The following is a 26,554-nucleotide window of genomic DNA, read 5'->3' on the forward strand; positions in this document are numbered from 1 at the left end:
GTTGTTTAAATGTTTATTTTTAAAGTTAAAATCACTTATGTTATCTTGTTTATAATTTTAAAGTGTTAATAAGATTAAAAGTGATCAAAATAAAAAAAAGTGTTTTTATAGAAAATATTTTTTTTATTTAAGAAAAACATGAGTACTTGTGAGCTTAGTGAGAAATATATTGAAACTTTATCACAATGTTATTGTAAGTCAATCGATGACTTGCAAGCTTTTTAAAAGAATACAAAAATTTTGGAGGAAGTACAGGATGATGAAGAAAAAGATAGTCTATCTAATGCTAGTCTTTTGTTTCATAGGGACTTCAATCAGTGTTTATGGAGAAGGAGTAAATGTTTTGGATGGGGATGCAGGGATACGCTTTATTGATGATGACACTCAAACATCAACAACTGAGACTAGCAGTACTAGTAGCTCATCAACTACGATAACCAGTACAAGCAAAACAACTGAGAAAAGTTCTGAAGAGGGGATAAAGAAATTATTACCTCGTACAGGAGAAGAACAAGCAAATCGTCTATTATTATTAGGTTTACTTGTTGTTTTTTCTAGTATTTTCATCATAAGGATGAAAAAGAAAATTAAAGAGATATGAGAAGGAAGTAACCTTTTTATATAAATATTAATGTTAAGGAGAGAATTGAAAATGAAAAAAGTATTTTTATACGGAGCACTTTTAGGAACAACAGTCGGCGTTTTTGGAGGGATCACAACAGCTTTTGCTGAAGCACCAGCAGTGGACTATGAAACACCAACTAAAGCAAACTCAGATGCTAAAATTAAATTTATTGATGGTGGAGATCCTGAGATTGTAGATCCAATTGACCCTACAAAAGTCGTTGACCCAGTTGATCCAGTTAATCCAAATCGTGGAGATTTAATGATTCAATATGTTTCAAATTTTGATTTTGGTGTTCGTAAAAGAGTAACAAGTAAAGAGCTTACAGCTAATGCTAAAGCAGTTAAAGTAGTTCCTAAAGGAGAAAAAAAAGAGGATGTATCTAAACAATATGAAGTAATGCCTTTTGTTTCTACTTTAGATATGCGTCCAGAACGTGAAGGTGGTTGGAATTTACAAGTCAACCAAGGAGAATTTACGTTCAAAAAAGATGGAAAGAATATTCCTATCAAGGGTGCAGAAATGATCTTTACTAATACTAACTACGCTGATTATATCAATGGTGGTGGGGCACAACCAAATGCACCTCAGATTGTTGATAAAGCAACTAGTAAACTTGATTATGACTTAAAAGGAACAAATTATACTCAATATTTAGATGGACTTGGAAATGGTCTGAAAATTACAGGAACAAATACTCCTGTTGCTTTTGCAGATGCTTCTAAAACTGATCAAGGTGTGGGGTCTTATTCTCTAGCTTTAGGAAATAAATTGGTTGATGATGCAAAAGATCAAACAAGCAAACAAATTGCTGATAAAGAGCCAGCTGAAGTATACAAATCTACAAATGGTGTAACATTTAGAATGCCTAAACAAACTGCTGTGGGGACTGATTCAGAATACCATGCAACAGTAACTTGGACATTAGCACCAGGAATTAAATAATAATTTGATCAAAAGAGCTTAGTGGATGAAAGAGCGATTTCTTTTATCCACTAGCTTTGATATTGAAGAGGCGATGAGATGATAAAGAAAAAAGGGTTTTTAAGTTTCCTAGTAATAGTCATCGGAGTTTTATTCTTGTCAAACACTAGCACAGCAGCTGATACCACCGTAAAAAATAGTGGAAAAGGTGCTGATTTTGGAGTTTCTGTGATATATCCTGATAATCAATTTAAGGAAACAGGACAAAGTGGCTATTTTGATTTAAGAGTTAAACCGGGAGATAAGCAAACCATAAAGATAAAGGTTAATAATATTTCTAAAAAGGAAATCAATGTTCAAGCAAAGCTAAATCGTGGTATGACTAATGATAACGGTTTACTAGATTATAGTTTAGATAAGAAAAAAGATACTCAAAAATTAGAAGACAATATCAACTTTTATAAAATAGCATCAATTAAAGAAGAAAAAATCAAAGTACCTGCCAATGCTTCAAAAGAAGTTAGTATTGACTTAGAAATTCCTAAAGATGAATTTAGAGGAACTGTTTTAGGCGGTGTGTATTTTACTCAAACGGATGAATTATCAAAAGAAGATCAGAAAAGACAGGTAGTTAATGCATTTGCTTATGCTGTGCCGATTGTTTTGAAAGAATCTGATGAGACTATAAAGAATAAAATGTCATTAGGAAAAGTAGAACCTAATCTACGTAATTATCATCCCTATATTGAAGCTGAATTAATTAATGAATCTTCAGCGCTTATTAAAAGTTTAAAAGTAGAAGGTCGAATTACTGATAAAAAAGCAAAAGAAGATATTTATGTAAAAAAAGAAGAAAAACTACAAATGGCACCCAATAGTAATTTTAAATTCGGTTTTGATATGAAGGACACAGCAACGGTTCCTGGTGATTATCATTTAAAAATGAAGATAGAAGCAGATGGGCAACCATACGAATTTGAAAAAGATTTTAAAATTACTAAAGACCAAGCTAAAAAAATAAATGAGGATTCTGTTTACCTGACTAAAGAAGATAATAACAAATGGCTAATAATTGCTTTAGTTGTGGGTGGTGTGGTTCTCTTAATTATCATTGTTGTCGTAATTCTTTTAGTTAGAAAAAATAAAAAAGCTAAAAAGAAAACATCTAAGAAAAAATCAAGTAGTCAGAAAAAAAGTAACAACAAAAAAGAACATTCTAAAAAAGGTTCTTCTTCAAGTAAAAAAGGAAAAAGCAGTAGCGAAGGTAAGCGTAAGAAACATAAATAAGTGATTAATAAAACAGAAGTGGTGTCGCATGAGAAAAAAAGTGAAATATTTCAATATGGTTTTAATGAATAGTCTGTTTTTCATATTCTTCTTTCAAGGAACCTTGGTAGAAGCAGGGAATAATCTGATTACAGTTTATCCGGTACTACCGACGAATCAAATAGATAAAAAATTATCTTATTTTGATTTGAAAGTTAAACCCGGAGATGAACAAAAATTAGATCTTATCTTACAAAATAACGATACAAAAGATAAGAATTTAGAGTTAGAAATTAATCCTGCAACAACGGGTGCTTCTGGCAATATTGTTTATACTGCTACTAATGAATCAAAAGAGAAAGATACGAAAGTAATGACCTTACCAGATATTGCAAAAGTGAAACCAAAACTTAAAGTAAAAGCTGGCGAGGAAAAAAAAGTAACGATCGAAATGAAAGTACCTAACACATCTTTTGAAGGAATTATACTGGGCGGCATAAACATAAAAGAAGAAGCAGAGAAAAATGAAGAGGTCACGACTAACGCAGGACTAAGTCCTAAGTTTAGTCATTCCATAGCGATTCAATTAAGAGAAGGAGATAAATTACCAGACCCTAATATCGAGCTAAAAGATGTGAGTGCGATATCTGAATATGGTAAAAATCGAGTGACTCTTCAGTTGGAAAATACCACACCTGTTTTGATTGATCATTTAACGTATCAGGCTTTCGTTCGTAAAGTCGGCAGTAAAGAAGTGTTGATTCATGAAGAGCAAAAAGACTACCGATTAGCGCCTAATTCGATGTTTGATTTTAAAATGGATTGGAATCAAGATGAAATCAAAGCAGGGCATTATTTGTTAAATCTAGTAGTCACTGAGAATAAAATTAAGAAAGACTGGTCTTTTGAAAAAGAATTTATTGTTTCAGAAGAAGATGCTAATAAGTTTAATGCTGAGTCGGTCAATGCTATACGAAAAAAGAAAAAAACAAAAATAATTGTTGTGATACTTGTGTTAGTCATTAGTGCACTTGTTGCTGTAACTATTTATTTGTTTTTAAAATCATCAAAGAAAAAGAGTGGAAGGAGTTGAAACGATGAAAAAGTTAAATCTACTACTGACATTTTTAATAGGAATGAGTTGTTTGCTTTTTGTTAATTCAACAACCGTCTCAGCTCAATCTGTACATGATGAACTGAATGATGTCCGAAAAAATGGAAACCATAAGACTGACAAGATAATGGACGAGTTTAAAGTGTCGGAAGTAAAAAAAGATGGTTCACTAAAAGAATTTAAATCGCGAGAAACCGTGATGAATGATACAAAGATCCAAGTGAAGTGGGGCTTTAACACAGATAATAAATATGAAAAAAATGATGTGTTGACCTACAAAATCCCAGAAGGTATTTCTTTAGAAAGAGATTATTCTGGTGATTTAAGAGATACTAGTGATACAAGTACTGAGGCAAAAGAACCAACTAGAGAAACCAATGCTAGTTTTTTTATGAGTAAAGAATCTCGAACGATTAGTATTATTTTCAATAAAAAAACACCAGCAGTTAATCAAGATTACAATGTAACCTTTGAAACTCGTCTTTATTATCCAGATCCTGATGCAGCGATGTTAAAAGAGTTAGAGTGGAATACAAAAAATGGTGATAAGATTTTTTATTTGAATGTTCCTTTTAGTGGGACGATAAAAAAATCAGAAGAAGATAGTCTTATCTTAGTTGATAATACGGGGCAAGAAACAGATTACATGCCAAAAAAGGCAAAAATGAAAAAGAAGGTAAATAATTATCAAGTAGTTTCCACGTATCAAGGACAGTATGACTATGGATTTGGGTTTGATCGAACTATGGTCACAGGTAATAAAACGATAGGTGTGGAAATTAATAAATCATCCATTAAACTTGAAGCACAGTCTATTACAGCCAGTGGGAAACCCATAGGAGAAAAAGAAACCTTAAAAGAAGGAATCGATTATAAGTTTGAAAAAGATGATCGCGTTATTTTTTTACACGATTTTAATAAAGTAATCTATGTTACATATGAAGCAGATTTTGATTACAGTAAATTTGAAGCAGCCGATTATAATCGGGATCGATTCACTACAGGGTTCAGAAGTAATGCAATAGGAAATGATAAGAATTTACCTGAAGAGATTCAAACATTTACTGATCGATATGAAAACTATTATTGGTGGATAGACTTTAATTTAAAAAAAGCAGATCAACGTAAATTTTTAAAGTTTGAGGAAGAATATCAAAAATTGAGTGATCCACGAAGTAATCTAACATTTCGAAAAAGTGATGAACCAATACACGAATTTAAATTATTTGTTAATCTAAATAAAGATTTGTTGAGAAAAAATACTAAAATTTTAATCGAATTGGATAATCAACCTAAGGATGTTAATGAAGAACAAGTTTTTATGAATGAAGTTAAAGGGGCTCCTATCTATAGTTACGATGTGGCGGTGACAGAAGAAGGAGAAGTGACTCTTAACGATTATAATAAACGAAAAGAAAGTAAAGATTGGAAAATTGAAGGTGATTCTTCAGGGCATAAATTATATTTAACTTATGTTGGAGAGGATACTGATCAAAGTATTGGACTAAGTGTTCCAGTAGGACGTTCAAGTCGTTTCGGAAGATGGAATTTTGATCAGCCAGGAAAAGCAAGTGTGGTTGACTCTAAAGGAAAAACTTGGATAGATAAATTCCGACTTGATAATGTTCCGGATGGAGAAAATGGTGTTGCATTATGGTCTAATTTGTTTGCTGTTGGACTCGATCAAATATCAATAAGCTCTACAGTTAATAAAATCTATATGCCTTTAGATAAAGTTGAATATACTTTTAGAGAAAAAGCTGAATTAAAGGATGTTCGCTCGATTAGTATTAAAAATACAGGTTATGGAAAAAAAGAAAATGAGGCTGAAACTTTAGAACAAGGTAAGGATTTTAAGGTTAATATAGATAAAAATGTCGTAACTATCACTTTCCTAACTGAAGTTAAAGGACGCATTTCTATTGGCTATAATTTGGAATATAAGATGGAGAAAGAAGATATATCTATCTCTTACACGATTGCTATGATACCAAAAGATGGTTCGCCTAAAAGACAACTATGGTCAGGTGGCGGGGTCCCAGGTGTTTGGTTATCAGATAGTGCTGTATTCTTTAGTAAGCATAATGCTGTTTATAAAGGAGCTGATGACGAAAAGATTATGTTCGATGGTAATAAGCCAATTAATGAAGGAATGTATGTTATTAATCCAAGAGCGAGAGAATATACATTGAAAAATTATAAAATTGGTGATGCATCAAACACGAAATTGAAATTTGGAAATCAGTTAAAAATTTATCGCTTGAATCGTCCATTAAAAAATGGAGAGACCTTTAATTCAGTTATAAATGAGGACACGAGTACAGAAATATTACCTACAGATAAAGATTATCCTAAAATAGAAACACCTTCTAATTCAACGGGTTATGAAATAATGTTTACGTTTAATCAGGAGATAAAAACACCAATAGCTATTAGATTTGGTGCTGAAAAAGAAAACTACTATGACCAAACAACCGCATCTGTGAGTGATGCTACCGAATACGAAGGAAACTATCATACAGATAGTACCAAAGGTAGAATTGATTTTACAACAAAACTCAAGGCTCATTTTATTGCTGAAAAAAGCACAAAATATACTGAGATGATTAATGTCTCACTAAAAGTACCTGCAATGGAAAATGCTTTTATTAAGAAAGATACTAATTTTGTTATAAACGCCAATCTAAATAATGCGGATATCTATAATGCTAAGATTATTCTAAAAGATGCAGATGGTAATATTATTCCTTCATCAGATGTAGACGTTATGGGCGATGTCTCTATAATCAATAATCATCGAATCATCATCAAAGTGAATAAAGATCTCCATAAGGGACTTGATATGGTGATTCCTGTAGTGTATCGGACCTCAGGAGATAAGATATTTACAGCAGATAAAATTTATGAAGAACTTACTCGTGATGAGAAACCTAGCGAAGCATACCGAGAACCCGCAAAACTCACTGGTCAAAACACGGTCAATATCGATGTATCAGAAGCAACGGGTACAGGATCGATTACCATTAGAAAAGTAGTTATTAAAGTAATCGATAGTGTTACTAAAAAACCAATATCTGGTGCTGGCTTTGAAATCAGTGATGGCACAGATAAAATGACAACTAAATTAAGTGGTGAGAATGGATTAATTGATGCTGGTGGTCTTCTTTTAAGAGAGTATAATTTGGAGAATACAGTGACACCTGATTACTACTTAAAAGGAAAAGATCAGAAGTTTACAGTGAAAAAACAAGATGTGAATGAGGTTCTAGTCGAACTAGATCCCTACTCCATTGTTAATGTTCACTTTACTTATCCTGATAAAACTATTTTAGATGAGGTTAATCCTAAAATAATTGAACTCAAACAAGCACCAAATAAGGTGGTCGATTTAACAAAAATTGATCTTGTCAAAAATGAGTTAAATCATTTAAAAGAGAATTACCCAATGTATCGCTACATCAGTTTTGATAAAGGGATTGGTGAAGGGGATGAAACGAAGTATAAAGTGGCAAGCGGTAAGCAAGACGTGTACTTCTACTATCAAGGTGTGATGTCGATTGATGCGACCAAAGAAATGGTGTTTGAAGATGGGATTAACCGCAAAAAAAAACAAACACTCAAGTATCTTGATGACAATCCTTTTGAATTAGTTGTACAAGACTTCAGACAGTCTAAGTCAGCTTCTTTAGAGCCTAGTATGCTACGTGGTAATTTCAAAATTAATGCGTCACTAACTAAACCATTTAGGTTGAATGATGACCCAAACAAAGAATTAACAGATGCTGAATTATTTTACAATAATGGAGATAAAAGATTGCCTTTAAATGGTAAAGGTAGTGAAATATTATCCATGAAGCAATCAGCAGAGGATCCAGCTAAAAAAGAATTTAAATTTATCTTAGATAAAAAAGATGATAATAAGTCATTTGAAGTAGATGTTACTCCAGATAGAGTGAGTAAAAATCAATACTATCAAGGTGAAGTTTCATTTGAATTAGTGCAAGGTCCGTAAAGATAAAAAATGAGGTTGACTAGAAAAAAGTCAGCCTCGTTTTTTTATGCTTGTGTAGAAGAGTTAAGCGCCTTTTTCATCACGCTATGTAGTCTGGATTCAAAAGGCAACTCCTGCGGCAACTTCACAAAATAAAATTAATTCAAAAAGCACGAATTATTTTTATTTTCCTCCAGCTGCTTGGAGTAAAGCGCCTTTTTCATCACTCTATTTTCTATACTGTCTAATCACTGGTGGTTCATAATTTTCGATGAAATGCTTAATTTCATCTAGTGAATCAGAGAATAAAATTTTATCTCGGTCGGTTTGGGTTAAAAATTGGTTTTCAATCATTGTGTCAAAAAATGCGGCTAGTAAATTATAATAACCATTCACATTATAAAAAATACAAGGGTTTTGATGTTCGCCAATGCGTCCCCAAGAAATGACTTCTGAAATTTCTTCTAAAGTACCTGGTCCACCAGGTAGAGCGATGTAAGCATCTGAAAGGTCAATCATTTTTTTCTTTCTCTCATGCATGTCTTCTACAATAATCAGCTCATCAAGACCATTATGTGATAATTCACGATCAGCTAAAAAAGTTGGCATCACCCCAATTGTTTTCCCTTTACCTTCAATGATCGTGTCAGCAATAATACCCATTAGACCAACAGCACCACCGCCGTAAACTAAATCATAATGATTAGCTAGCATCCACTGACCAATCTTTTTAGTATGTTCTTCATAAATTGAATCCTTACCTGTGCTTGCACCACAATATATAGCTATTTTTTTCATTTTTTACCTCCTTAGACTCAATATATGATACCATAGGATAAATCATTAAAGGAGATGGAAAAGAGATGACACTAAAAAAATACCAAAAATGGGTCAGTTTTTTTTATAAGAAAAGAGGCTGGTACGAGCTGAATCCTTTTATTCGAGCTAACTTTTTAGCGGAAGAAACAGGAGAAGTAGCCAGAGCGATTCGTGCTATTGAGATTGGTCGTGATCGACCCGATGAGCGTAAAAAAAGTGAGTCGGAGCTAATTGATGATTTAAAAGAAGAGCTGGGGGACGTGTTAGATAACGTCTTTATTTTAGCAGATAAATATGATATTCAAATTGAAGACATCCTTCAAAGTCATCAAGAAAAATTAGAAGCAAGGTTTAGTGAGAAATAGTTATAAATACTTTTATCATAGCCTATTCATAGAAAATTCATAATTAGTCGTTATAATATAAATATACAAACGAAACAAACCTAATAAATTTTTTTTCATTTTATTTACTCCTCCAAAGTAAATAAAATAACTCCTTTTTTGAGACTAGCTGATGAGCTAGTCTCTTTTTTTACCTTTTAAGTAATCGTTGATCTCTTTTTGATTTTTTAAAACAATCACTTGTTTGTGTCGATATGCTCCGTTGACTTGTTTTATCAAATCAACGCGTTGTTTATGTTTGAAGTTCCACGTCCATTTTAAAAAGTCCAAATCAATTTTTTCAGGACATCCTTCATTCATATCGGGGCGGGAGGTGTTTTTGTATTGCTTGTTTCGTTTCAATACGTGGTACATACAGCGCCATCTCGGTGTATCAATGAAAAAAATCGTATCACAAGCCTCAATGCGCATCTCAAGTGTTCCACCATAATTTCCATCGATAATCCACTGTTTCTTTTTAAATAAATCTTTTTGAATCGCAATTTGTTCTTCTCGCTCAGATAAAACCCAACCAGGTTTCCAAAACAATTTATCTAAGTGATACAAAGGGAGTCCTGTTTTTTCTTGTAGTTTGAATGAAAATGTTGATTTTCCAGCACCAGGTGAACCAATAATAATAATTTTTTCCATGAATCAAGCTCCTCCTAAAAAGTATTTTAAAAGCTAAAAAAGAGACTTATCAAAAATGACAGCCTCTTAGTCTTATGAACAATGTGTATCACAGACGGTAAATATCGATGATACTACCAGTGTAAGCATCAGCAACAAATTCGTATTGGGCTAATTCGCCGTCTTCGATTCGTGAAATGCCACCAGTGTAAATTTTTGATTTAACAGCAAATTTTTGTAAAGGTTCTTTTTTGAAGTGAATCCATGATCCTTCAATCGGGCCTTCTTGTAAGAAATCGGCTTTAACTTTTTCTAAAATATCATCGGCAGATAAAGTTTGATTTTTTTTGTACCAATAAGAAATGGCAGCGCCTGCGATTGTACCAACGGTTAAGCCGATACCAATACCAGTTGATAAACCATGTTGATAAAATTCTTTATTGTTTTTTTTATTTTTAAGCATTATTCTACCTCCTATAGTGAGTTTGTTGTCCCTATTGTAGCATAAATGAAAGAAAAGAAAAAAGTAAAATAATCTAAAAGAAGGTTTTTATGGTTTTCTCGAATTATGTTATAATTAGGCGTAGATAGAAAGAGAGGTGTTTCTACTAATTTAGTAGATAGCTTATGGATGATAAATTATTTAATCGAATCAAACAATTAACAGAAATTCAAAGCACAAGTGGTTTTGAAGGGAATATGCGAGATGTCATGACTAAAGAAATGACACCCCTTGTTGATAAAATCGAATACGACGGATTAGGTGGCGTATTTGGGATTAAAAAAAGTAAAGTAGAAAATGCCCCTCGCATTATGCTAGCTTCACACATGGACGAAGTTGGGTTTATGTTAGCCCAAATTTTAGATAGCGGCTTGTTCCGTGTGGTTCCTTTAGGTGGTTGGAATCCATACGTGGTTTCAGCACAACGTTTTACCCTACAAACTAAAAAAGGAAATTATCCTGTGATTTCTTCATCAGTACCACCCCATTTATTACGTGGAACAGATGGTCAAAAAGCAGTAGACGTTTCAGATATTTTATTTGATGCAGGTTTTTCTTCAAAAGAAGAAGCTGAAAAATTTGGCGTAAGACCAGGAGATGCGATTGTTCCAGATTCTGAAACAATTAAAACAGCTAATGGTGAACGTATTATTGCTAAAGCTTGGGATAACCGTTACGGCTGTACCTTAGTTTTAGATGTGTTAGAAGAATTAAAAGGTAAAGACTTACCAAATACATTAATAGCAGGGGCAAACGTTCAAGAAGAAGTCGGTTTACGTGGCGCGAAAGTTTCAACAAACAAATTCAAACCAGATTTATTCTTTGCGGTAGATTGCTCACCTGCCAATGATTTAGACGGTAAAAAAGATGCTAACGGTCGTTTAGACGGTGGTTTCTTATTACGTATCTTTGATCCAGGCATGATTATGTTACCTCGCTTAAGAGAATATATTGTGGAAACTGCCGATGCTAAAGAGATTCCATATCAAAACTTTGTTTCAAAAGGTGGAACAGATGCTGGTGCGGCTCATTTAGCTAACGATGGTGTTCCTAGTGCGGTAATTGGTGTTCCAGGACGCTACATCCATACACATCAAACAATGTTTAGTATTAAAGATTATGAAGCAGCTAAAGCCATGGTAATGGAGTTATTAACTTCATTAGACCGTGAAACAGTAGACACTATTATTTACGGAAAGTAGGTTTTAATGATGATTATACCAACGTCCTTAGAAGAAATTGCCAATGACATTGAAACAAAAAAAACAATTTTATTCTTTACCGCAGACTGGTGTGGGGATTGCGTCTTCATCAAACCGCACATGCCAGAAATCGAAGCAGCGTTCCCTGAACTTAATTTTGTTCAGATTGATCGTGATGATTATATTGAACTTTGTCAAAAGTGGGATGTTTTTGGTATTCCAAGTTTTATCGCTGTAGATAATGGCAAAGAAATTGGTCGCTTTGTAAGTAAAGACCGCAAAACCAAAGAAGAGATTATTAATTTCTTAAAAACATTATAGAAAGAGGATGAGGATATGATTGAATCACAAGAGTACGATTCTATACTAGTCGGAACTGATGGTAGTGACCAAGCAAAATTAGCCTTTGAAAAAGCAATTGCAGTAGCTAAAAGAAACAACGCTAAAGTTGTTGTGGCTCATATTATTGAGAACAAATTATATGGTGGGACAATGTCATTTTCAACATTTACGCCAGATTTAGTTCAAGCTGAATCAGACGAATCAAGAAGTTTACTTGATAGCTATGTGGAAGAAGCTAAAAAATTAGGCTATGATAACGTTGAAACTGTCTTAGAATTTGGTTCACCAAAAATCATGATGTCTAAAGAATTACCAGAAAAATATGGTACAGATTTAATCATGGTCGGTCAGTCAGGACTTAACGCTGTGGAAAGATTAGTCATGGGTAGTGTGAGTGATCATATCATCCGAACTGCTCCCTGTGATGTTTTAATTGTAAGACCAGAATAAAAACAAAAGAAAGTAAGTATTTTTACGTGCTTACTTTCTTTTGTTCAAAGAAAGGGAATCGTGAATGATAACTAGTTATAATGTAAAAGGTGTTGGCGATACGCTGATCATCATTTTAAGTAATTCAGAAGGTAAAGAAGTCGAAGCAATCAGAAAAGGTGACGTGGCGTGTGTCACACTGAAAGAAACTGGAGATATTGTAGGTTGGAATATTTTTTCAGCTTCTCACAAAATCACCAATTTAGTTGGAGATGGACAAGTTCAATTGTCACCTTCACAAATCACTGAATTGAATTTAGCTGTGAAAGAAGCAGGATTTGATGCTGAATTTACGGCAGATAACTCACCAAAATTTGTCGTAGGTTTTGTTAAAGAGTGTGAGAAACATCAAGATTCAGATCATTTAAACATTACTAAAATTATTGTGGATAATGAGGAAGAATTACAAATCGTTTGTGGCGCTCCTAATATTGCTCAAGGTATGAAAGTCGTTGTAGCAAAAGTTGGGGCAATGATGCCTGATGGGATGCTCATTTGGCCGGGTGAATTACGTGGTGTTAAGAGTGATGGTATGGTTTGTTCTGCTCGTGAGTTAGGTTTAGAAAATGCGCCTGCTAAAAAAGGCATTTTAGAATTACCAGAAACAGCCAAAGTTGGAAAGGCATTTAACTTTAATATCACAATCAATGAATAAATAAACTAAAATGATTGTAGTTTACAGGACTTTCTTGTAAACTAAGTCTAAAGATGAAATTAATGGGGGGTAAAAATATGAGCTTTTCAGATGAAACAATGAGCTTTGATTTTAATGATAATAATAAAAAAGAAGTAAGTGAAACACTAGCGATTGTGTACCAAGCATTAGAAGAAAAAGGGTACAATCCAATCAATCAAATCGTGGGTTATTTATTATCTGGTGACCCTGCGTACATTCCACGTTATCAAGATGCACGTAACTTAATCAGACGTCATGAACGTGACGAAATTATGGAAGAATTAGTGAAAGATTACCTATCTCACTATGGAATTGACGCTAGATGAGAACAATGGGACTAGATGTTGGATCAAAAACAGTCGGAGTGGCAGTTAGTGATCCATTAGGTTGGACAGCACAAGGAATTGAAATTATTCGAATTGATGAAGCAAATGGCGTATTTGGTATTGAACGTGTGGCTGAATTAGTGAAAGAGTACAGTGTGACCCAATTTGTGGTAGGACTTCCTAAAAATATGAACAATACAATAGGACCAAGAGCTGAAGCGTCAATGGCTTATGGTGAATTATTAACAGCAGAATTTAATTTACCAATTATTTATCAAGACGAGCGTTTAACAACAGTTCAAGCTGAACGAATGTTAGTCGAGCAGGCAAATGCTTCTCGAGCAAAACGTAAAAAAGTTATTGATAAAGTGGCTGCAGTAATGATTTTACAAAATTATTTAGATGCAAAAATGTAAATTTAAGTAGATCAAAAATTGTCTGATACTTTCGTAAGGAAGTATTAGCAATTTTTGATCTTTTTTTAGCTGACTAATTTTTCGTAAAAAGGTGTAAAAAAATGAACTAAAGATAAAATAAACTACTAGTCTAGTCAATCACTATTAGATCAGAGTATTCTTTATTTTTTTAAAATTTAAAGTGGAGATAATGAGGAGCATCAAAATTAGGTTCACAAGAACAAGATGTAAGTAAGCAATCCCCCTCGCTTACCATGTGCATAGGCAACCAAGCTACTTCCTGTGAAAACGGTGAAGATAGCTTGTCAACATATTTTATTGGTCATAATCTAGGTGTTTTTTGTTTCTCTTTACTGTGAAGGCAGGAGAAAAAAGTATCACAGGGGCTAATAACGGAGAAGTAATAACATTACAGACGTGCATTGATGATGGCATTAATTTAATTTTATATGCTGTGAAGTGATGCGCTTTTAGAAATAACGACAAAAAAAGTAAGAGGATGGTTTTTGTTATTCTCTTACTTTTTTGTGTTGTTATTCTGTCTATTACTATGATTTCATTAGAGCTGAATAAAAAAATTCAAATAATTGAGCAAAAAATTATCTTAGTTTCGTAAAACGAAGTATATTTGAAATTCTGAAGGGAAGGAGTGAAAGAAAAAGGTAATGAAGATTTCAGTATTTATTGAAGGGAGTGTTGGTAGGCTGTTTATTATTGGGTAAGATAACAATTATATTTTTGAGTTGATGGTATAGTCACTTTTGTTTTTGAGTTTGTAGGAAGCAACACGTCAAATAGAAACTAAATGTCAAAGTCAAATGTCCTTAGAAGAGAATACTAAAGGAAATTAGGATTTATGTGGTTGATATTAAGATGAAAATTAGAATAAAAAGTCTATTACCAAAAGAAACGATACTTAAGAAAACAAAAAAATCAACTAACATCTTAATTAGTAGATCAGAGTATTCTTTATGTGAGACGCTTTTTTTAGCTTTAAAAATGTGTCGAAAAATAAAAAATATGAGGAGTAGATTGTTATGTTTTTAAAAAAAATTAAATGGGTTATGATTCCTCTGTCGTTGTTTGTCGCAGTAAGAGAAGGTTATCACAGTTACGTAGAAGTCAAAGACGTAGAAGATAAAATCGTTATGAAAGAAGATGCGCCAGAAGCAGAAATTTTACTGGTAGATCAAGAGCCAACACAAAGTAGCGAAAAAATTCATTTAGAACCTTTAGAGGAAACAACAGACGTAATAGAAGAGGAAACAAGCAATTCATCAGAAGTTTTTGAAGAGGAAGTTCCTAATTCAGATAGACAAACAACAGCTACAAATAATGAAGAAAAAAAGATAGAGATAGAAGATAAAGTAGAAAAAATAAAGCAGCTAATGCCTATGACGATGTATATAGAAAATCAAGCGATAACTTACCAAAACGGGGGAACCACTTATGGTCAATCAATTATAGATGTCGATCGTAATATGGTTTCGACATGGGGTGGTGCTGCCGTTCAAAGTGGAGATGATGGCTTATCAACTCACTTTATCGGGCATAATCCAGGTGTTTTTTCGATTCTTTTTTCAGTAACAATCGGGGCAGAAATTGTAGTAACGGATGCATCAGGTCGACCCACAAGCTATACTGTAACAATGAGTTGGGAAGTTGATAATAGTGCGATTAACCTTAGAACGGGTGAAGACATGTGGGACATCATCACAGGATCTAGTAATGGGGAAGCTATCGTATTACAAACGTGCATTGATGATTATTCTAATTTAATCTTATTTGCCGTGAAGTAATGCTTAAGTAAAAAGTTCAAAAAACGAGTGTATGATAATTGAAAAGTCATACACTCGTTTTATTTATTATTTATCTAATTCTTCTGCTTCAAATGTATTGAAAACTTCTTCAATCATTTCCCATTCAGCTTCAGTTTCGATTTCAGTTAAACGGCCTTCGCTATCGCCATCTTTTTGTTCGTAAGCATAAGCTAATAATTCAACTTCTTCATTTTCAGGAGTGCTTGCGTCATATAGTAACACGTAATCTTTACCATATTCTTCTTGTCCGTCGATTGTTAAATGAATACGGAATAAAACTTCATTTCCCTCATCATCAATTAAAGTAATTAAATCTTCTGCATCATGAATATGATCATGGTCATGGTTACAATTTTCATCGTGTACATGTTTATCTGTCATTTTTCATTCCTCGTTTCTTCAGTTTGAATTCACTTCACATTATACCTAAAAAAAAGTAAAAAGGCTATCAAATAGCAAATTTATGAGAGTTCTCTTTTACTCGCTATCTAAAAGCGATTTTTTTAGCTTTTTCTGTATTAGCAAAATGAAGTTTGGCGTAATCATTGAGTAAAGAGATACCGCCTTTTTTCAAGATTTTGGCTGCCGCTTGATCTGATTTAACCCCAGCGCCAGATGGCACAAGAAAACCTAGTTCTTTACTTGCTTTATCTAGTTCATCTAAAAAGGTTGCTCGGCAGATAATTGACGCGGCAGCAACCGATAAATGATATTGCTCCCCTTTTGTTTTGAAATAAAGATTATTTGTGACAGGATTAGGCTCTCTCTTCAAGTAATTACGGTAACTTTTTTCAGTTGTAAATTGATCAATCAAAATGCCTTGAGGTTTCTCAGGGGCGATATCTTGTAAAAGTAAATGTAATGCTTGATTATGTAAAGCGACTTTCATTCGGTTGACGTTGTAGTCAGGTTGAATGGCATTGTATTTATTCGGTGTCACAATCAATTGACGGAAAGGCACAACATGGACCAAATCCTTTGCAATTTTTCTAATCATTGGGTCGGTTAGCATTTTTGAATCTTTCACCCCAAGTTCTTTTAAAAGGGGCAGGGTTTCAGTTTTGGCATAGGTGGCACAGACAACAACAGGACCTAAGTAGCTTCCGTTTCCTACTTCGTCACTTCCGACGACTGACCAATTAGCAAAATCTGTAGGTAAATCACTGGTTGTCACACTACTTGGTTTCTTTTGAGTGGCAACGCCTTCCCAATTACTTGATTCATGTTCAGCAGTGACTCCTTGAAAGAGAACTTTTCCTGATTGATAGGCTGTAATAGTAACTTTAGGCAATTTAGCAGAAAAGATAGCGTAAGGTGGTGTTTTGATTAATTTATCTTGGTAAGTTGCTTTCATTTTTTTGATTGTTTCTAAGCTTGCTTTTATAGTGACTGATTGACTCATAATAGTTACCATCCATTCTTGTTGATTTCATGAATAAGTATAACAACAATCAAGAAATAAAGAAATGATGAATAAACTTAAAAGAAAGGCTTGATAAAATTGTCATTTGCAGGAAAATTCTATATAATTAGGCTATGATAAGATAGGTGGTTCCTATAAATTGAGGAGGATAAGTTGTGACGCAAGATGAAAAGAAAAGATATAAGGCTAAAATTGCAGGAGATGCGTATACCATCATTGGCAATGAAAGTCACTACCACATGGATATAGTTAATGACTTAGCGAATGAACAACTCGAGCTTATCATGGGACACTCCCCAAGCTTAACTAGAGAACAAGCTGCGATACTTTTAGCTATTAATACATTATCTGTCCAAGTGAAGCAACAAGAAGTGATTATTGATCAACGAAACGAAATCAATAATTTAGAACAAGAAGTATACAAAGTAATGGAATTAGAAGAACGACTTGATAAAATTGCCGAGCGTGAAAAAGAAGCGAGGCAAGCTGTGATTAATGAAAACAGAAAACTAACAGAAGATGAGATGATGAATCACATAGAAGTTCAAAAAGTTCTCAATCAACAAGTTAAAGAAAAAATTCAACGCAACAATCACCAAAAAAAAGGTGAAGAAGTAAAATAATCAATGAGTAAGGTTTGAAATTATGTTAACAATTTTAATTATATTTTTTTTAGCAACAAGTTTTTATGCCGGCTTTCGTCGTGGTTTTCTGTTACAAATTGTTTATGGACTTGGTTATACAGTCTCATTCATTGTAGCTAGAAACATGTACAAAGGACTAGGTAAAAAATTAGAACTTTTAGTGCCTTATCCTGCCCCAACAGCTAAAACAAAATTAGTCCTATTTGATAAGAGTTTGGTGTTTGATTTAGATAAGGCTTTCTACGCGGGATTTGCTTTTGTTTTGATTCTATTTATTGGTTGGTTACTGACGCGTTTTATTGGGATGATAGCGTATCGTTTAACCTTTATCCCTGTGATCAAGCAAGGCAACGAACTAGCAGGCGCGTTACTAAACACATTACTGACTTTAATAGGCTTAACAATCTTTTTAACATTACTAGCCATGGTGCCGGTTGATTTTATTCAAAACTTGTTTAAGAAAAGCTCCCTAGCTCGTATGTTAGTCGAATCAACACCCATTGTTTCTAATTGGTTAAAAGATTGGTGGATTACGAAGATTATTCTATAAAGAGATAAATTTAAATGGTCACTTTAGAAGACTCGAACAATCTAAAACTAGGTTGTTCGTTTTTTTCTTATGGAAGTAAGTGACGAAATATAAGGAGTACAAAATGAATAAAAAAATAATACAAACCTTAGAGTTTGATAAAGTGAAACAAATGTTAACTCAGCATATTGTGACTAAGTTAGGTGAGGAACACATTTTACAATTAACACCCCTTAATGATTTTGAGAAAATAGAAGAACATTTAACGGAAACAAGTGATGCTTTTAACATATTAAGATTACGAGGTGGCATTCCGATTCCTGTGTTAGAAAACATAAAACCACACATGAAACGAATTGAGATTGGTGCGACTTTAAACGGTCTTGAACTGGCACAAGTGGGGCGTGTTCTTAGAACTGTCACAGAACTTCAACGCTTTTTTGAAGATTTAAGAGAGATTGAGATTGAGTTAGAACGCTTGTATGAGTGGAACGACAAGATGATTGCTTTACCAGAAATCTCAAAAGAAATCAGAATAGCTATTGATGAAGATGGTCGCGTGACAGATGAAGCCTCTCCTGAGTTAAAAGGGATTCGTCAAAGTATTAAACGCAGCGAACAAGGTGTGAAAGAACAACTTGATAGTATCTTGCGCGGCGGTAGTAGTAAATATTTAAGTGATAACATTGTGACCATGAGAAATGATCGTTACGTGATTCCTGTTAAAAGTGAATACCGAGGTCAATTTGGTGGTGTGGTTCATGATCAAAGTGCCTCAGGTCAAACCGTTTTTGTGGAACCTAGACAAGTTGTTGAGTTGAACAATAAATTAAGACAACATCAAATTGCAGAACGCCAAGAAATTGAACGTATTTTAGCTGTTCTTTCCAATGAACTAGATCCATACCGTCAAGAAATCTTACAAAATGCGTTTGTTTTAGGAAAACTTGATTTTATTAATGCCAAGGCTTTATTTGGAAAAAGTATCAAAGGAATTGTTCCAGAATTAAGTCAGGAGAAGGAAGTCTCGTTAAAACAAGCCAGACATCCCTTAATTTCTTCTGAAAAAGTAGTAGCTAATGACATTATCATTGGGAAAGACTACCAAGCAATCGTCATTACGGGACCTAACACGGGTGGTAAAACGATTACCCTAAAAACTCTAGGACTACTTCAATTAATGGGGCAAGCTGGATTACCAATTCCAGCTCATGAAGACAGTACAATTGGTGTCTTTTCAGAAGTGTATGCAGATATCGGTGATGAACAATCTATCGAACAAAATCTAAGTACCTTCTCATCTCACATGACCAACATTGTGGATATCTTAAAACATTTAGATGAAAACAGCTTGGTTCTCTTTGATGAGTTAGGTGCCGGAACAGACCCACAAGAAGGAGCGGCTTTAGCGATTTCGATTTTAGATCAAGTGGGTCAAACGGGATCATACGTTATGGCAACCACCCATTATCCTGAGTTAAAAGTTTACGGTTATAACCGTTCAGGAACGATTAATGCCAGTATGGAATTTGATGTGGACACACTTAGCCCAACGTATCGATTATTAATCGGGATTCCTGGACGAAGTAATGCCTTTGAAATTTCGAAGCGTTTAGGTTTATCTAGTTTAATTATTGATCAAGCCAAACAAATTATTGACGGTGAGAGCCAAGATTTAAATGAGATGATTTCTGATTTAGAAAATCAACGTAAGATGACCGAAACGGAGTATTTAGAAATGCGCCGTCATGTGGATGAGTCTGAACATTTACATCATGACTTAAAAGAAGCTTATGAATCATTCTTTGAAGAGCGTGAAAAAGAATTAAATAAAGCTAAAGTCAAAGCCAATGAAATTGTTGAAGAAGCTGAGAAAAAGGCTGAAGGTTTAATTCAAGATATCAGACAAATGCAACTTAGAAGTCATTCTTCAAGTAATGTGAAAGAACACGAATTTATTGATGTGAAATCACAATTGTCAGGCTTGAAACATGACGAAGAACATTTAACTAAAAATAAAGTCTTAAAAAAAGCCAAAGAGAAGAAAATTTTCAAAGTAGGCGATGATGTCTTAGTTGAAACGTTTGGTCAAAGAGGAACATTGATCAGTAAGACAGGCAACAAAGAGTGGCAAGTTCAATTAGGCATCTTGAAGATGAAAATTTCTGAAGATAATATGACCCTTTTAGCTCCTGAAAAAGAACCGGTGATGCGCATGACCATAAAAAGTGATGGCGGTGGCAGTCGTAGTTCAGTGAAAACACAACTTGATTTACGTGGAAAACGTTATGAAGAAGCAATGGCAGAAGTCGATCAATACATCGATGCCGCATTGATGGCTGGTTATCCTCAAGTAACGATTGTTCATGGTCGCGGAACAGGTGCCATTAAAAATGGAGTCCAAGAGTATTTAAGAAGTCATTCACGTGTGAAAGCATTCGAATATGCGCCGGCTAATCAAGGTGGCGACGGGGCAACAATTGTTAGTTTTTAATCACAAGCAAATAATTAGCGGTCAATTACCCCCTTTGGTATAATTTGGGTGTATTCAAGTAGAGAAGGAGAGTGTCGTAAATATGTTATTACCAATTACAGATCAAGAATTTACAGAAGAAACAGCTGAAGGTTTAGTTATGGCTCAGTTTTGGGCACCTTGGTGTGGACCATGTCGTATGCAAAGTCCAATTCTAGAACAAGTTTCAGAAAATTATGTGGACCAAATTAAATTTGTTAAAATCAACGTGGATGAAAATCCAGAAACAAGCCAAAAATACGGTATCATGAGCATTCCAAACATGATTCTTTTAAAAGACGGCGAATTAGTTGAAAACATCGTTGGTTTACATCAAAAAGAACAATTAAAAATGATTTTAGATAAACATTTGTAAAAACAGAGTGATGAAAAAGGCGCTTAGCTCCAAGCAACTGGAGGAAATAAAAAATAATTCACGGTTTTGGAATTAATTTTTATTTTTGAAGTTGCCGCAGGAGCTGCCTTTTGAATCCAGACTAACCAGAGTGATGAAAAAGGCGTTTAGCTCCAAGCAATTGGAGGAAAATAAAAATAATTCATGGGTTTGGAATTAATTTTAATTTTTGAAGTGGCCATTTTCATCACTCTTATAAAGCATTCACAGTTTAAGTAACTGTTGAATGCTTTTTTTTTATGCTCTTGGTATACTAGTAAGTGGTAAAATTAGTTAGGAGTGACGGCAGTGAACGAACAAATAAAAAATAAATTAGCTCTTTTACCAGATCAGCCTGGGTGCTATTTGATGAAAGATAAAAATAAAACGATTATTTATGTAGGAAAAGCTAAAATCTTAAAAAATCGTGTCCGTTCTTACTTTACAGGAAGTCACGATACGAAAACAGTACGCTTGGTTAGTGAAATTGTGGATTTTGAGTACATTGTGACAGAATCCAATACAGAAGCACTCCTCCTTGAAATTAATTTAATTCAAAAAAATATGCCTAAATACAATATTATGTTAAAGGATGATAAATCGTATCCCTTTATCAAAATTACGAATGAAAAAGCACCACGATTACTGATTACGAGGAAAGTTCTGAAAGACAATGCCAATTACTTTGGACCTTATCCAGATGTGCGAGCGGCTAATGAAACTAAAAAAATGCTGGATCGAATGTATCCGTTAAGAAAATGTAAAAATCTACCCAATGAAGTGTGTCTGTATTATCATATGGGGCAATGTTTAGGACCTTGTGTGAATGAAGTTGTGGAAGAGCAGTATAAACAAATGGTAGAAGAAATTAAGCATTTTTTAAATGGTGGTGGCTATGTCGCTGTTCAAAAAGAGTTAGAAGAAAAAATGGAAACTGCCGCTCTTAACATGGAATTTGAGCGAGCAGCTGAGTTTAGGGATCAAATTAATGCGATTCAAGCGATTATGACCAAACAAAAAATGACTAATGCCGATTTTATCGACCGAGATGTTTTTGGATATGCCGTGGATAAGGGCTGGATGGTGGTTCAAGTTTTCTTTGTCAGACAAGGTAAATTAATTGAGCGCCGTGTCTTTGATTTTCCATTCTACAATGAAGCGGAAGAAGATTTCTTAACATTCATTGGTCAATTTTATCAAGAAAATCAGCATTTTATTCCGAAAGAGATTCTGATTCCAAAAGACATTTCAAAAGAAGATGTAGCAGCAATCGTTGATACAAAAGTCTTTCAACCTGTCCGAGGAGAAAAGAAAAAATTAGTGGAGTTGGCGAGTAAAAATGCCAAAATTTATTTAAGCGAGCAGTTCAGTTTGATTGAGCGAAAAGAAGAGCGAACAGTAGGGGCTACTGAGAAATTAAGTGATGCTATGGGAATTCCTTCAGCAGGACGAATCGAAGCTTTTGATAACTCGAACATCATGGGAACTGATCCCGTTTCTGCCATGGTTGTATATGTGGACGGAAAACCTTCTAAAAAAGATTACCGAAAATTCAAAATAAAGACGGTAAAAGGACCTGATGATTATGCTTCAATGAAGGAAGTTATTTACAGACGCTATTCACGCGTTTTAAAAGAAGATTTACCTTTACCAGATTTAATTCTGATAGATGGGGGAAAGGACAAGTTCACGCAGCCCAAGAAGTGTTAGATAATCAGTTAGGGCTAGACATTCCGATTGCAGGTCTGGCAAAAAACGACAAGCATAAAACCAGTGAGTTATTATTTGGACCAGAGTTAGACGTGATTCCTTTAAAACGGAATTCACCAGAGTTTTTCTTATTACAGCGAATTCAAGATGAAGTCCACAGATTTGCGATTACGTTCCACAGAACCACAAGAAGTAAAAATAGCTTTGCTTCTAAACTAGATGGTATCGAAGGCTTGGGTCCAAAACGTAAAAAAGAACTCTTAAAGGCGTTTAAATCAGTTAAGAATATTCAAGAAGCCAGTGTAGATGACATCATCGCTAAAGGCATACCAAAAAATGTGGCGAAGAATATCGTGGCGCATTTCAAAGAATCGAAATAATAGAAAGTTTTTTCAAAAAATGGTACAATTAAAAAGCTTTTTTTATACTTTAATACTAAAGGAGAAATATCGTGTCATTAATAATTAATATTTCATCAATCGTTATTATTTTTATCTCAATGTTTTACTATTACCGAAAAATTGTGGTTTATAAAAACAACAGCTTAGGTCAAAAAGTTCTATCAAATACGAGTCAATTAACAATGAGTGCCTACCTTTTAGGGTTAGCAGTGATTTTAATTGAGTTAAATGCATTTGGCTTATCACGCAGTAAATTTGTGGATCACTTGTTAATGTATGGAGCCTTTGTCAGTCTTGTAAATAGTTTAAGTTTATGGTATTTTTCACGAACTTTAAAAGAAGATTAGTCTGTACCAAAGCAAAAAAATAACTGTCATAGTCTCAATCAATTGACATTTATGTAGAAAAATCCTATAGTTGGATAGAAGTAAACCTTGGAGGGATTTGTAGAAATGAGTAAACCTAAAATAGTTGTACTAGGAGCCGGTTATGCGGGCCTAAAAACAGTCAAACAATTACAAAAGAAAAACATCAACGCTGAGATCATCTTAGTGAATAAAAATGACTATCATTATGAGTCAACACAATTACATGAAGTAGCTGCCGGAACAGAACCAGCGAGCAAAATTTCATTTGCCATCACTAGCGTGTTAGACAGCAATAAAGTAACTTTTATTCAAGACACAGTAACTTTAATCAAAAAAGACGAAAAGAAAGTTATTCTTGAAAAACAAGGTGAAATAACTTATGACTACTTAGTTATCGCATTAGGCTTTGAATCAGAAACATTTGGTATTCCAGGTGTTAACGAATTCTCAAAACCATTAGTTAATATTGTGACAGCTGAAGCATGTCGCAAATATTTAGATGATAACTTAGCAAACTACGCTAAGTCAAAAGACGAAGCCGACTTATCAATCGTTGTATGTGGTGCAGGTTTTACTAGTATCGAGTATTTAGGTGAAATTACAAATCGCTTACCAAAGTTAGCAGACAAATTAAACTTTCCAAAAGATAAATTAAAAATTACGTGTATCGAAGCAATGCCAACATTATTACCAATGTTCTCAGAAAAATTAGGAACTTACGGAATCGATGTTCTTAAAAAACGTGGCGTTGAATTCAAAGTGGGTACACCCATTAAAGAATTAAAAGAAAACACGGTTTGTTATGAAGAAAACGGTGAATTAAAAGAAGTTAAAGCTAACACAATCATCTGGACAACAGGGGTTAAAGGTAGCTCAATCGTTGGTGAATCAGGATTTGCTGAACGTCGTGGACGTGTAATGGTAGAACCAGATTTAACAGTAGCAGATTATCCAGAAATCTTTATGATTGGTGACGTTAGTGCGGTGATGGATACAGAATCAAACCGTCCATTCCCAACAACAGCTCAAATCGCTTTAAAACAAGGTGAATCAGTAGCTGATAACTTAGCAGCTAAAGTTAACAACCAAGCAACAACACCATTTACATTCAAACCATTAGGAACGGTTGCCTCAATTGGTAACAACGTTGGTATTGGTAATGTCATGGGTAAAGAAGTTAAAGGTTATATCGGATCTATCATGAAGAAAAATGTTATTAATAAATCATTACTTGCAGTAGGAAATACTAAGACGTTACTTAAAAAAGGTCGTTTTGATTACTACCGTTAAGCTATCAAGAGGAGAACATGAGTCAATCATGTTCTTCTTTTTTTTGTATAAATAAGAGGGTCGTTATTTACTTATTATAAAAAACCATCGAATAAAATAACGAATAAGTCTCTCTATTCTTGTTATATAAAAAGAACGATTGTTACACTGCTTATTTTTAAAGTTATTAGTTAAAAAAGTTTGATTTTGTGCTATAATTATTTAACAAGAATTTTTATAGGACAATCAAAAACAAATTTAGATTGACTAAGAACAATGATGAATAGGAAAAGTGAGTAGAGTATGGTTAATTTACAGTTAGTGTCATTAATAATTTTGATAATTGGACTTATTCTTTTAAGTGTGTCTCTAGTTTTCTTTACACTACACCTTCTAAAAAAAAGACAAATTGAAAACGTAAAAGCGGTAGAGGTTAGAAATAAAGAAGAACGACATAAGCAGAGAAAAGAATTAAAAGCATTGACAAAGAGCAGTAAGAAACTTTTGATGATAGGATTATTATGTTTAGTCCTCTCAGTGAGTGCAGGTGGTGGAGTAGCTTATTTATCCCACTATGAATCAAGTATAGCAGCCGCAAAATAAGAGTTTAAGACTATTTTTTTACGAAATGTAAAAAATAGTCTTTTTATTTTATTCAAAAGAGATTGACTTTCTAAATAAATTTGATATTATATCATTAAGTGATATATCACTTAACGATATATCATTAAGTGATACAAAAATGGTTTGTGGGAGGGAAAGCTATGGATGAACCATTAACAGACTCAAACTATTTAATTTTACTGGCTTTACTAGAACCAAAACACGGTTATGCCATTATGAAAGAAATATCTGAGATTACAGAAGAACGAGTTAGCATTGGACCGGCGAGTATGTACACCATTCTAAAAAAGTTAGTCAAGAGTGAGTATATTACCTTGGAACAAGATGATGACCGAAAAAAGATTTATTTGATTACTGAGTTAGGTATTAAGAAGTTAGAAGAAGAAGTTGAGAGACGGAAGTTGTTTTACCAAGCAGGAGAAAGACTACTACTAGAGAAAGCGAGGGAAGAGTTATGATGTTAGGTAAGAAAAAGTATCTCTATTCTAAAGGATTAGCCTTCTACGCTGAATTAGAAAGTCAACGTTTAGAACAAGAGTTAGCGGATGGTTGGTTAATTGAGAGTATTAGTTTTTTTGGCTTTTATCGTTTGAAGAAAGTTGAAAAAGAAGAAGCGCATATGGTGATTGATTTTTATTCGGGGAAAAAGAAAGAATTAGATGACTATTTGGAACTGTATCAAGCTTCTGGTTGGAGTGAAGTGACTAGTTACCGGAATCGGTATTTTATCTTTAAAGCACCCGTTGATACAGAGAGTGTCTATACAGATGAGGAAAGTTTAGCGACCAGAATTAGGAAAGAAAGTATTTGGTTTCTGAAAAATTCGATGATTGTGACGCTGTTTGGGATTCTTTGGCTGTATGTAGTAAGAAATCAAGAATTGGGTATTAAAGTAGAACAACATAGTTTTTCATATGGTTTTTTACATGGTATCGGGATAGCATTTTTATTTTTCCCGCTGATTACAATTTTGCTAATGCTTTACTACAAAGTGATGTATTTAAAAAGAAGTAGCTACTTCAAGCAACCAGAGAATTATGCCAAGAAACAGCGCTTTGTTAGAGATATTTTTGTAACAATGATTTTGGGTGCCATATTTGGTGGTGTTTTAGGTTTTTTATTTGGGATAAACGGATTATAGATTGACGAGGAGGA

Annotated in this window: 27 protein-coding genes and 1 pseudogene; 23 read left to right on the plus strand and 5 right to left on the minus strand. The window is 33.9% G+C overall.

Going from position 1 to position 26,554, the window contains the following annotated elements; translation table 11 throughout:
- The first annotated feature begins 259 nt into the window (after positions 1 to 259).
- The 5 genes from G7082_RS07765 to G7082_RS07785 all read left to right on the plus strand — a co-directional run bounded on the left by G7082_RS07765 (position 260) and on the right by G7082_RS07785 (position 7,941).
- Positions 260 to 601 carry an LPXTG cell wall anchor domain-containing protein gene (locus G7082_RS07765; protein WP_166034543.1) on the plus strand — a complete coding sequence of 114 codons (342 nt, stop codon included), beginning with the start codon at positions 260 to 262 and terminating at the stop codon, positions 599 to 601.
- A 51-nt stretch (positions 602 to 652) separates the two neighbouring features.
- Positions 653 to 1,570, plus strand: coding sequence for a WxL domain-containing protein (locus tag G7082_RS07770; protein ID WP_166034544.1), 918 nt, complete (start codon positions 653 to 655; stop codon positions 1,568 to 1,570).
- Between the two features lie 78 nt (positions 1,571 to 1,648).
- Entirely contained in the window at positions 1,649 to 2,836 is a 1,188-nt protein-coding gene (locus tag G7082_RS07775) for a WxLIP family cell surface protein (protein ID WP_166034545.1), read from the plus strand.
- Positions 2,837 to 2,864: 28 nt separating this feature from the next.
- Entirely contained in the window at positions 2,865 to 3,908 is a 1,044-nt protein-coding gene (locus tag G7082_RS07780) for a WxLIP family cell surface protein (protein WP_166034546.1), read from the plus strand.
- A gap of 4 nt (positions 3,909 to 3,912) precedes the next feature.
- Positions 3,913 to 7,941 carry a prealbumin-like fold domain-containing protein gene (locus G7082_RS07785; RefSeq protein ID WP_166034547.1) on the plus strand — a complete coding sequence of 1,343 codons (4,029 nt, stop codon included), beginning with the start codon at positions 3,913 to 3,915 and terminating at the stop codon, positions 7,939 to 7,941.
- 207 nt (positions 7,942 to 8,148) lie between these two features.
- On the opposite strand, the gene G7082_RS07790 is transcribed toward G7082_RS07785, so the two are convergent.
- The gene (locus G7082_RS07790; RefSeq protein WP_166034548.1) at positions 8,149 to 8,718 is read right to left on the minus strand and encodes an LOG family protein; all 570 of its coding nucleotides are present in this window, start codon (positions 8,716 to 8,718) and stop codon (positions 8,149 to 8,151) included.
- A gap of 65 nt (positions 8,719 to 8,783) precedes the next feature.
- On the opposite strand from G7082_RS07790, the gene G7082_RS07795 reads away from it, so the two are divergent.
- Entirely contained in the window at positions 8,784 to 9,104 is a 321-nt protein-coding gene (locus G7082_RS07795) for a MazG nucleotide pyrophosphohydrolase domain-containing protein (RefSeq protein ID WP_166034549.1), read from the plus strand.
- A gap of 156 nt (positions 9,105 to 9,260) precedes the next feature.
- On the opposite strand, the gene G7082_RS07800 is transcribed toward G7082_RS07795, so the two are convergent.
- Positions 9,261 to 9,773 carry a DNA topology modulation protein gene (locus tag G7082_RS07800; RefSeq protein ID WP_166034550.1) on the minus strand — a complete coding sequence of 171 codons (513 nt, stop codon included), beginning with the start codon at positions 9,771 to 9,773 and terminating at the stop codon, positions 9,261 to 9,263.
- Positions 9,774 to 9,861: 88 nt separating this feature from the next.
- Positions 9,862 to 10,215 (minus strand): PepSY domain-containing protein, encoded by a 354-nt coding sequence (locus tag G7082_RS07805; protein ID WP_166034551.1) that lies wholly within the window; start codon positions 10,213 to 10,215, stop codon positions 9,862 to 9,864.
- 164 nt (positions 10,216 to 10,379) lie between these two features.
- Between G7082_RS07805 and pepA the strand changes: the two genes are divergently transcribed.
- From pepA to G7082_RS07840, 7 genes are all read left to right on the plus strand, one after another.
- Entirely contained in the window at positions 10,380 to 11,456 is a 1,077-nt protein-coding gene (pepA, locus tag G7082_RS07810; RefSeq protein WP_166034552.1) for a glutamyl aminopeptidase, read from the plus strand.
- 9 nt (positions 11,457 to 11,465) lie between these two features.
- A complete protein-coding gene (locus tag G7082_RS07815) occupies positions 11,466 to 11,777 on the plus strand; it encodes a thioredoxin family protein (protein WP_166034553.1) in 312 nt (103 codons plus the stop codon).
- Positions 11,778 to 11,795: 18 nt separating this feature from the next.
- On the plus strand, positions 11,796 to 12,248 hold the full coding sequence (locus G7082_RS07820) for a universal stress protein (RefSeq protein ID WP_202983152.1): 453 nt from the start codon (positions 11,796 to 11,798) through the stop codon (positions 12,246 to 12,248).
- 64 nt (positions 12,249 to 12,312) lie between these two features.
- A complete protein-coding gene (gene ytpR, locus G7082_RS07825; RefSeq protein WP_166034555.1) occupies positions 12,313 to 12,942 on the plus strand; it encodes a YtpR family tRNA-binding protein in 630 nt (209 codons plus the stop codon).
- A gap of 77 nt (positions 12,943 to 13,019) precedes the next feature.
- Positions 13,020 to 13,289: an IreB family regulatory phosphoprotein gene (locus G7082_RS07830; RefSeq protein WP_166034556.1), complete on the plus strand. Its 270-nt coding sequence runs from the start codon at positions 13,020 to 13,022 to the stop codon at positions 13,287 to 13,289.
- Complete coding sequence (gene ruvX, locus G7082_RS07835; RefSeq protein WP_166034557.1) at positions 13,286 to 13,705, plus strand: Holliday junction resolvase RuvX; 420 nt, start codon at positions 13,286 to 13,288, stop codon at positions 13,703 to 13,705. The genes G7082_RS07830 and ruvX overlap by 4 nt, the downstream gene beginning before the upstream one ends.
- A gap of 1,037 nt (positions 13,706 to 14,742) precedes the next feature.
- The gene (locus G7082_RS07840) at positions 14,743 to 15,504 is read left to right on the plus strand and encodes a sortase domain-containing protein (RefSeq protein WP_166034558.1); all 762 of its coding nucleotides are present in this window, start codon (positions 14,743 to 14,745) and stop codon (positions 15,502 to 15,504) included.
- A 66-nt stretch (positions 15,505 to 15,570) separates the two neighbouring features.
- Here G7082_RS07840 and G7082_RS07845 read toward each other — a convergent pair whose 3' ends face one another.
- Positions 15,571 to 15,906 (minus strand): DUF1292 domain-containing protein, encoded by a 336-nt coding sequence (locus G7082_RS07845; protein ID WP_166034559.1) that lies wholly within the window; start codon positions 15,904 to 15,906, stop codon positions 15,571 to 15,573.
- A 103-nt stretch (positions 15,907 to 16,009) separates the two neighbouring features.
- The gene (gene rnhC, locus G7082_RS07850; RefSeq protein WP_166034560.1) at positions 16,010 to 16,927 is read right to left on the minus strand and encodes a ribonuclease HIII; all 918 of its coding nucleotides are present in this window, start codon (positions 16,925 to 16,927) and stop codon (positions 16,010 to 16,012) included.
- A 176-nt stretch (positions 16,928 to 17,103) separates the two neighbouring features.
- Here rnhC and G7082_RS07855 point away from each other — a divergent pair, with 176 nt between their 5' ends.
- From G7082_RS07855 to G7082_RS07900, 10 genes and pseudogenes are all read left to right on the plus strand, one after another.
- Complete coding sequence (locus G7082_RS07855; RefSeq protein WP_166034561.1) at positions 17,104 to 17,571, plus strand: cell division protein ZapA; 468 nt, start codon at positions 17,104 to 17,106, stop codon at positions 17,569 to 17,571.
- Between the two features lie 22 nt (positions 17,572 to 17,593).
- Positions 17,594 to 18,142 (plus strand): CvpA family protein, encoded by a 549-nt coding sequence (locus tag G7082_RS07860; RefSeq protein WP_166034562.1) that lies wholly within the window; start codon positions 17,594 to 17,596, stop codon positions 18,140 to 18,142.
- Positions 18,143 to 18,245: 103 nt separating this feature from the next.
- On the plus strand, positions 18,246 to 20,615 hold the full coding sequence (locus tag G7082_RS07865; RefSeq protein WP_166034563.1) for an endonuclease MutS2: 2,370 nt from the start codon (positions 18,246 to 18,248) through the stop codon (positions 20,613 to 20,615).
- A gap of 82 nt (positions 20,616 to 20,697) precedes the next feature.
- Complete coding sequence (gene trxA / locus G7082_RS07870; protein WP_166034564.1) at positions 20,698 to 21,009, plus strand: thioredoxin; 312 nt, start codon at positions 20,698 to 20,700, stop codon at positions 21,007 to 21,009.
- 327 nt (positions 21,010 to 21,336) lie between these two features.
- A pseudogene (gene uvrC / locus G7082_RS07875) lies at positions 21,337 to 23,117 on the plus strand (excinuclease ABC subunit UvrC).
- 71 nt (positions 23,118 to 23,188) lie between these two features.
- Positions 23,189 to 23,485, plus strand: coding sequence for a hypothetical protein (locus G7082_RS07880; RefSeq protein ID WP_166034565.1), 297 nt, complete (start codon positions 23,189 to 23,191; stop codon positions 23,483 to 23,485).
- Between the two features lie 105 nt (positions 23,486 to 23,590).
- Positions 23,591 to 24,796 carry an NAD(P)/FAD-dependent oxidoreductase gene (locus G7082_RS07885; RefSeq protein ID WP_166034566.1) on the plus strand — a complete coding sequence of 402 codons (1,206 nt, stop codon included), beginning with the start codon at positions 23,591 to 23,593 and terminating at the stop codon, positions 24,794 to 24,796.
- A 282-nt stretch (positions 24,797 to 25,078) separates the two neighbouring features.
- A complete protein-coding gene (locus G7082_RS07890; protein ID WP_166034567.1) occupies positions 25,079 to 25,378 on the plus strand; it encodes a DUF3899 domain-containing protein in 300 nt (99 codons plus the stop codon).
- 161 nt (positions 25,379 to 25,539) lie between these two features.
- Positions 25,540 to 25,857: a PadR family transcriptional regulator gene (locus G7082_RS07895; RefSeq protein ID WP_166034568.1), complete on the plus strand. Its 318-nt coding sequence runs from the start codon at positions 25,540 to 25,542 to the stop codon at positions 25,855 to 25,857.
- Positions 25,857 to 26,540, plus strand: coding sequence for a DUF2812 domain-containing protein (locus tag G7082_RS07900; RefSeq protein ID WP_166034569.1), 684 nt, complete (start codon positions 25,857 to 25,859; stop codon positions 26,538 to 26,540). The genes G7082_RS07895 and G7082_RS07900 overlap by 1 nt, the downstream gene beginning before the upstream one ends.
- The last annotated feature ends 14 nt before the right edge of the window (positions 26,541 to 26,554 follow it).

The organism is Vagococcus hydrophili (assembly GCF_011304195.1).
Classification (GTDB): Bacteria; Bacillota; Bacilli; order Lactobacillales; family Vagococcaceae; genus Vagococcus; species Vagococcus hydrophili.

Coding starts and splice junctions, on each gene's coding strand:
- G7082_RS07770 (WP_166034544.1), top strand. CDS start 653: ATGAAAAAAGTATTTTTATACGGAGCACTTTTAGGAACAACAGTCGGC.
- ruvX (WP_166034557.1), top strand. CDS start 13,286: ATGAGAACAATGGGACTAGATGTTGGATCAAAAACAGTCGGAGTGGCA.
- G7082_RS07865 (WP_166034563.1), top strand. CDS start 18,246: ATGAATAAAAAAATAATACAAACCTTAGAGTTTGATAAAGTGAAACAA.
- G7082_RS07790 (WP_166034548.1), bottom strand. CDS start 8,718: ATGAAAAAAATAGCTATATATTGTGGTGCAAGCACAGGTAAGGATTCA.
- G7082_RS07860 (WP_166034562.1), top strand. CDS start 17,594: ATGTTAACAATTTTAATTATATTTTTTTTAGCAACAAGTTTTTATGCC.
- pepA (WP_166034552.1), top strand. CDS start 10,380: ATGGATGATAAATTATTTAATCGAATCAAACAATTAACAGAAATTCAA.
- G7082_RS07895 (WP_166034568.1), top strand. CDS start 25,540: ATGGATGAACCATTAACAGACTCAAACTATTTAATTTTACTGGCTTTA.
- G7082_RS07885 (WP_166034566.1), top strand. CDS start 23,591: ATGAGTAAACCTAAAATAGTTGTACTAGGAGCCGGTTATGCGGGCCTA.
- rnhC (WP_166034560.1), bottom strand. CDS start 16,927: ATGAGTCAATCAGTCACTATAAAAGCAAGCTTAGAAACAATCAAAAAA.
- G7082_RS07780 (WP_166034546.1), top strand. CDS start 2,865: ATGAGAAAAAAAGTGAAATATTTCAATATGGTTTTAATGAATAGTCTG.
- G7082_RS07815 (WP_166034553.1), top strand. CDS start 11,466: ATGATTATACCAACGTCCTTAGAAGAAATTGCCAATGACATTGAAACA.
- G7082_RS07775 (WP_166034545.1), top strand. CDS start 1,649: ATGATAAAGAAAAAAGGGTTTTTAAGTTTCCTAGTAATAGTCATCGGA.
- G7082_RS07845 (WP_166034559.1), bottom strand. CDS start 15,906: ATGACAGATAAACATGTACACGATGAAAATTGTAACCATGACCATGAT.
- G7082_RS07805 (WP_166034551.1), bottom strand. CDS start 10,215: ATGCTTAAAAATAAAAAAAACAATAAAGAATTTTATCAACATGGTTTA.
- G7082_RS07765 (WP_166034543.1), top strand. CDS start 260: ATGAAGAAAAAGATAGTCTATCTAATGCTAGTCTTTTGTTTCATAGGG.
- G7082_RS07795 (WP_166034549.1), top strand. CDS start 8,784: ATGACACTAAAAAAATACCAAAAATGGGTCAGTTTTTTTTATAAGAAA.
- G7082_RS07840 (WP_166034558.1), top strand. CDS start 14,743: ATGTTTTTAAAAAAAATTAAATGGGTTATGATTCCTCTGTCGTTGTTT.
- ytpR (WP_166034555.1), top strand. CDS start 12,313: ATGATAACTAGTTATAATGTAAAAGGTGTTGGCGATACGCTGATCATC.
- G7082_RS07890 (WP_166034567.1), top strand. CDS start 25,079: ATGGTTAATTTACAGTTAGTGTCATTAATAATTTTGATAATTGGACTT.
- G7082_RS07900 (WP_166034569.1), top strand. CDS start 25,857: ATGTTAGGTAAGAAAAAGTATCTCTATTCTAAAGGATTAGCCTTCTAC.
- trxA (WP_166034564.1), top strand. CDS start 20,698: ATGTTATTACCAATTACAGATCAAGAATTTACAGAAGAAACAGCTGAA.
- G7082_RS07800 (WP_166034550.1), bottom strand. CDS start 9,773: ATGGAAAAAATTATTATTATTGGTTCACCTGGTGCTGGAAAATCAACA.
- G7082_RS07785 (WP_166034547.1), top strand. CDS start 3,913: ATGAAAAAGTTAAATCTACTACTGACATTTTTAATAGGAATGAGTTGT.
- G7082_RS07830 (WP_166034556.1), top strand. CDS start 13,020: ATGAGCTTTTCAGATGAAACAATGAGCTTTGATTTTAATGATAATAAT.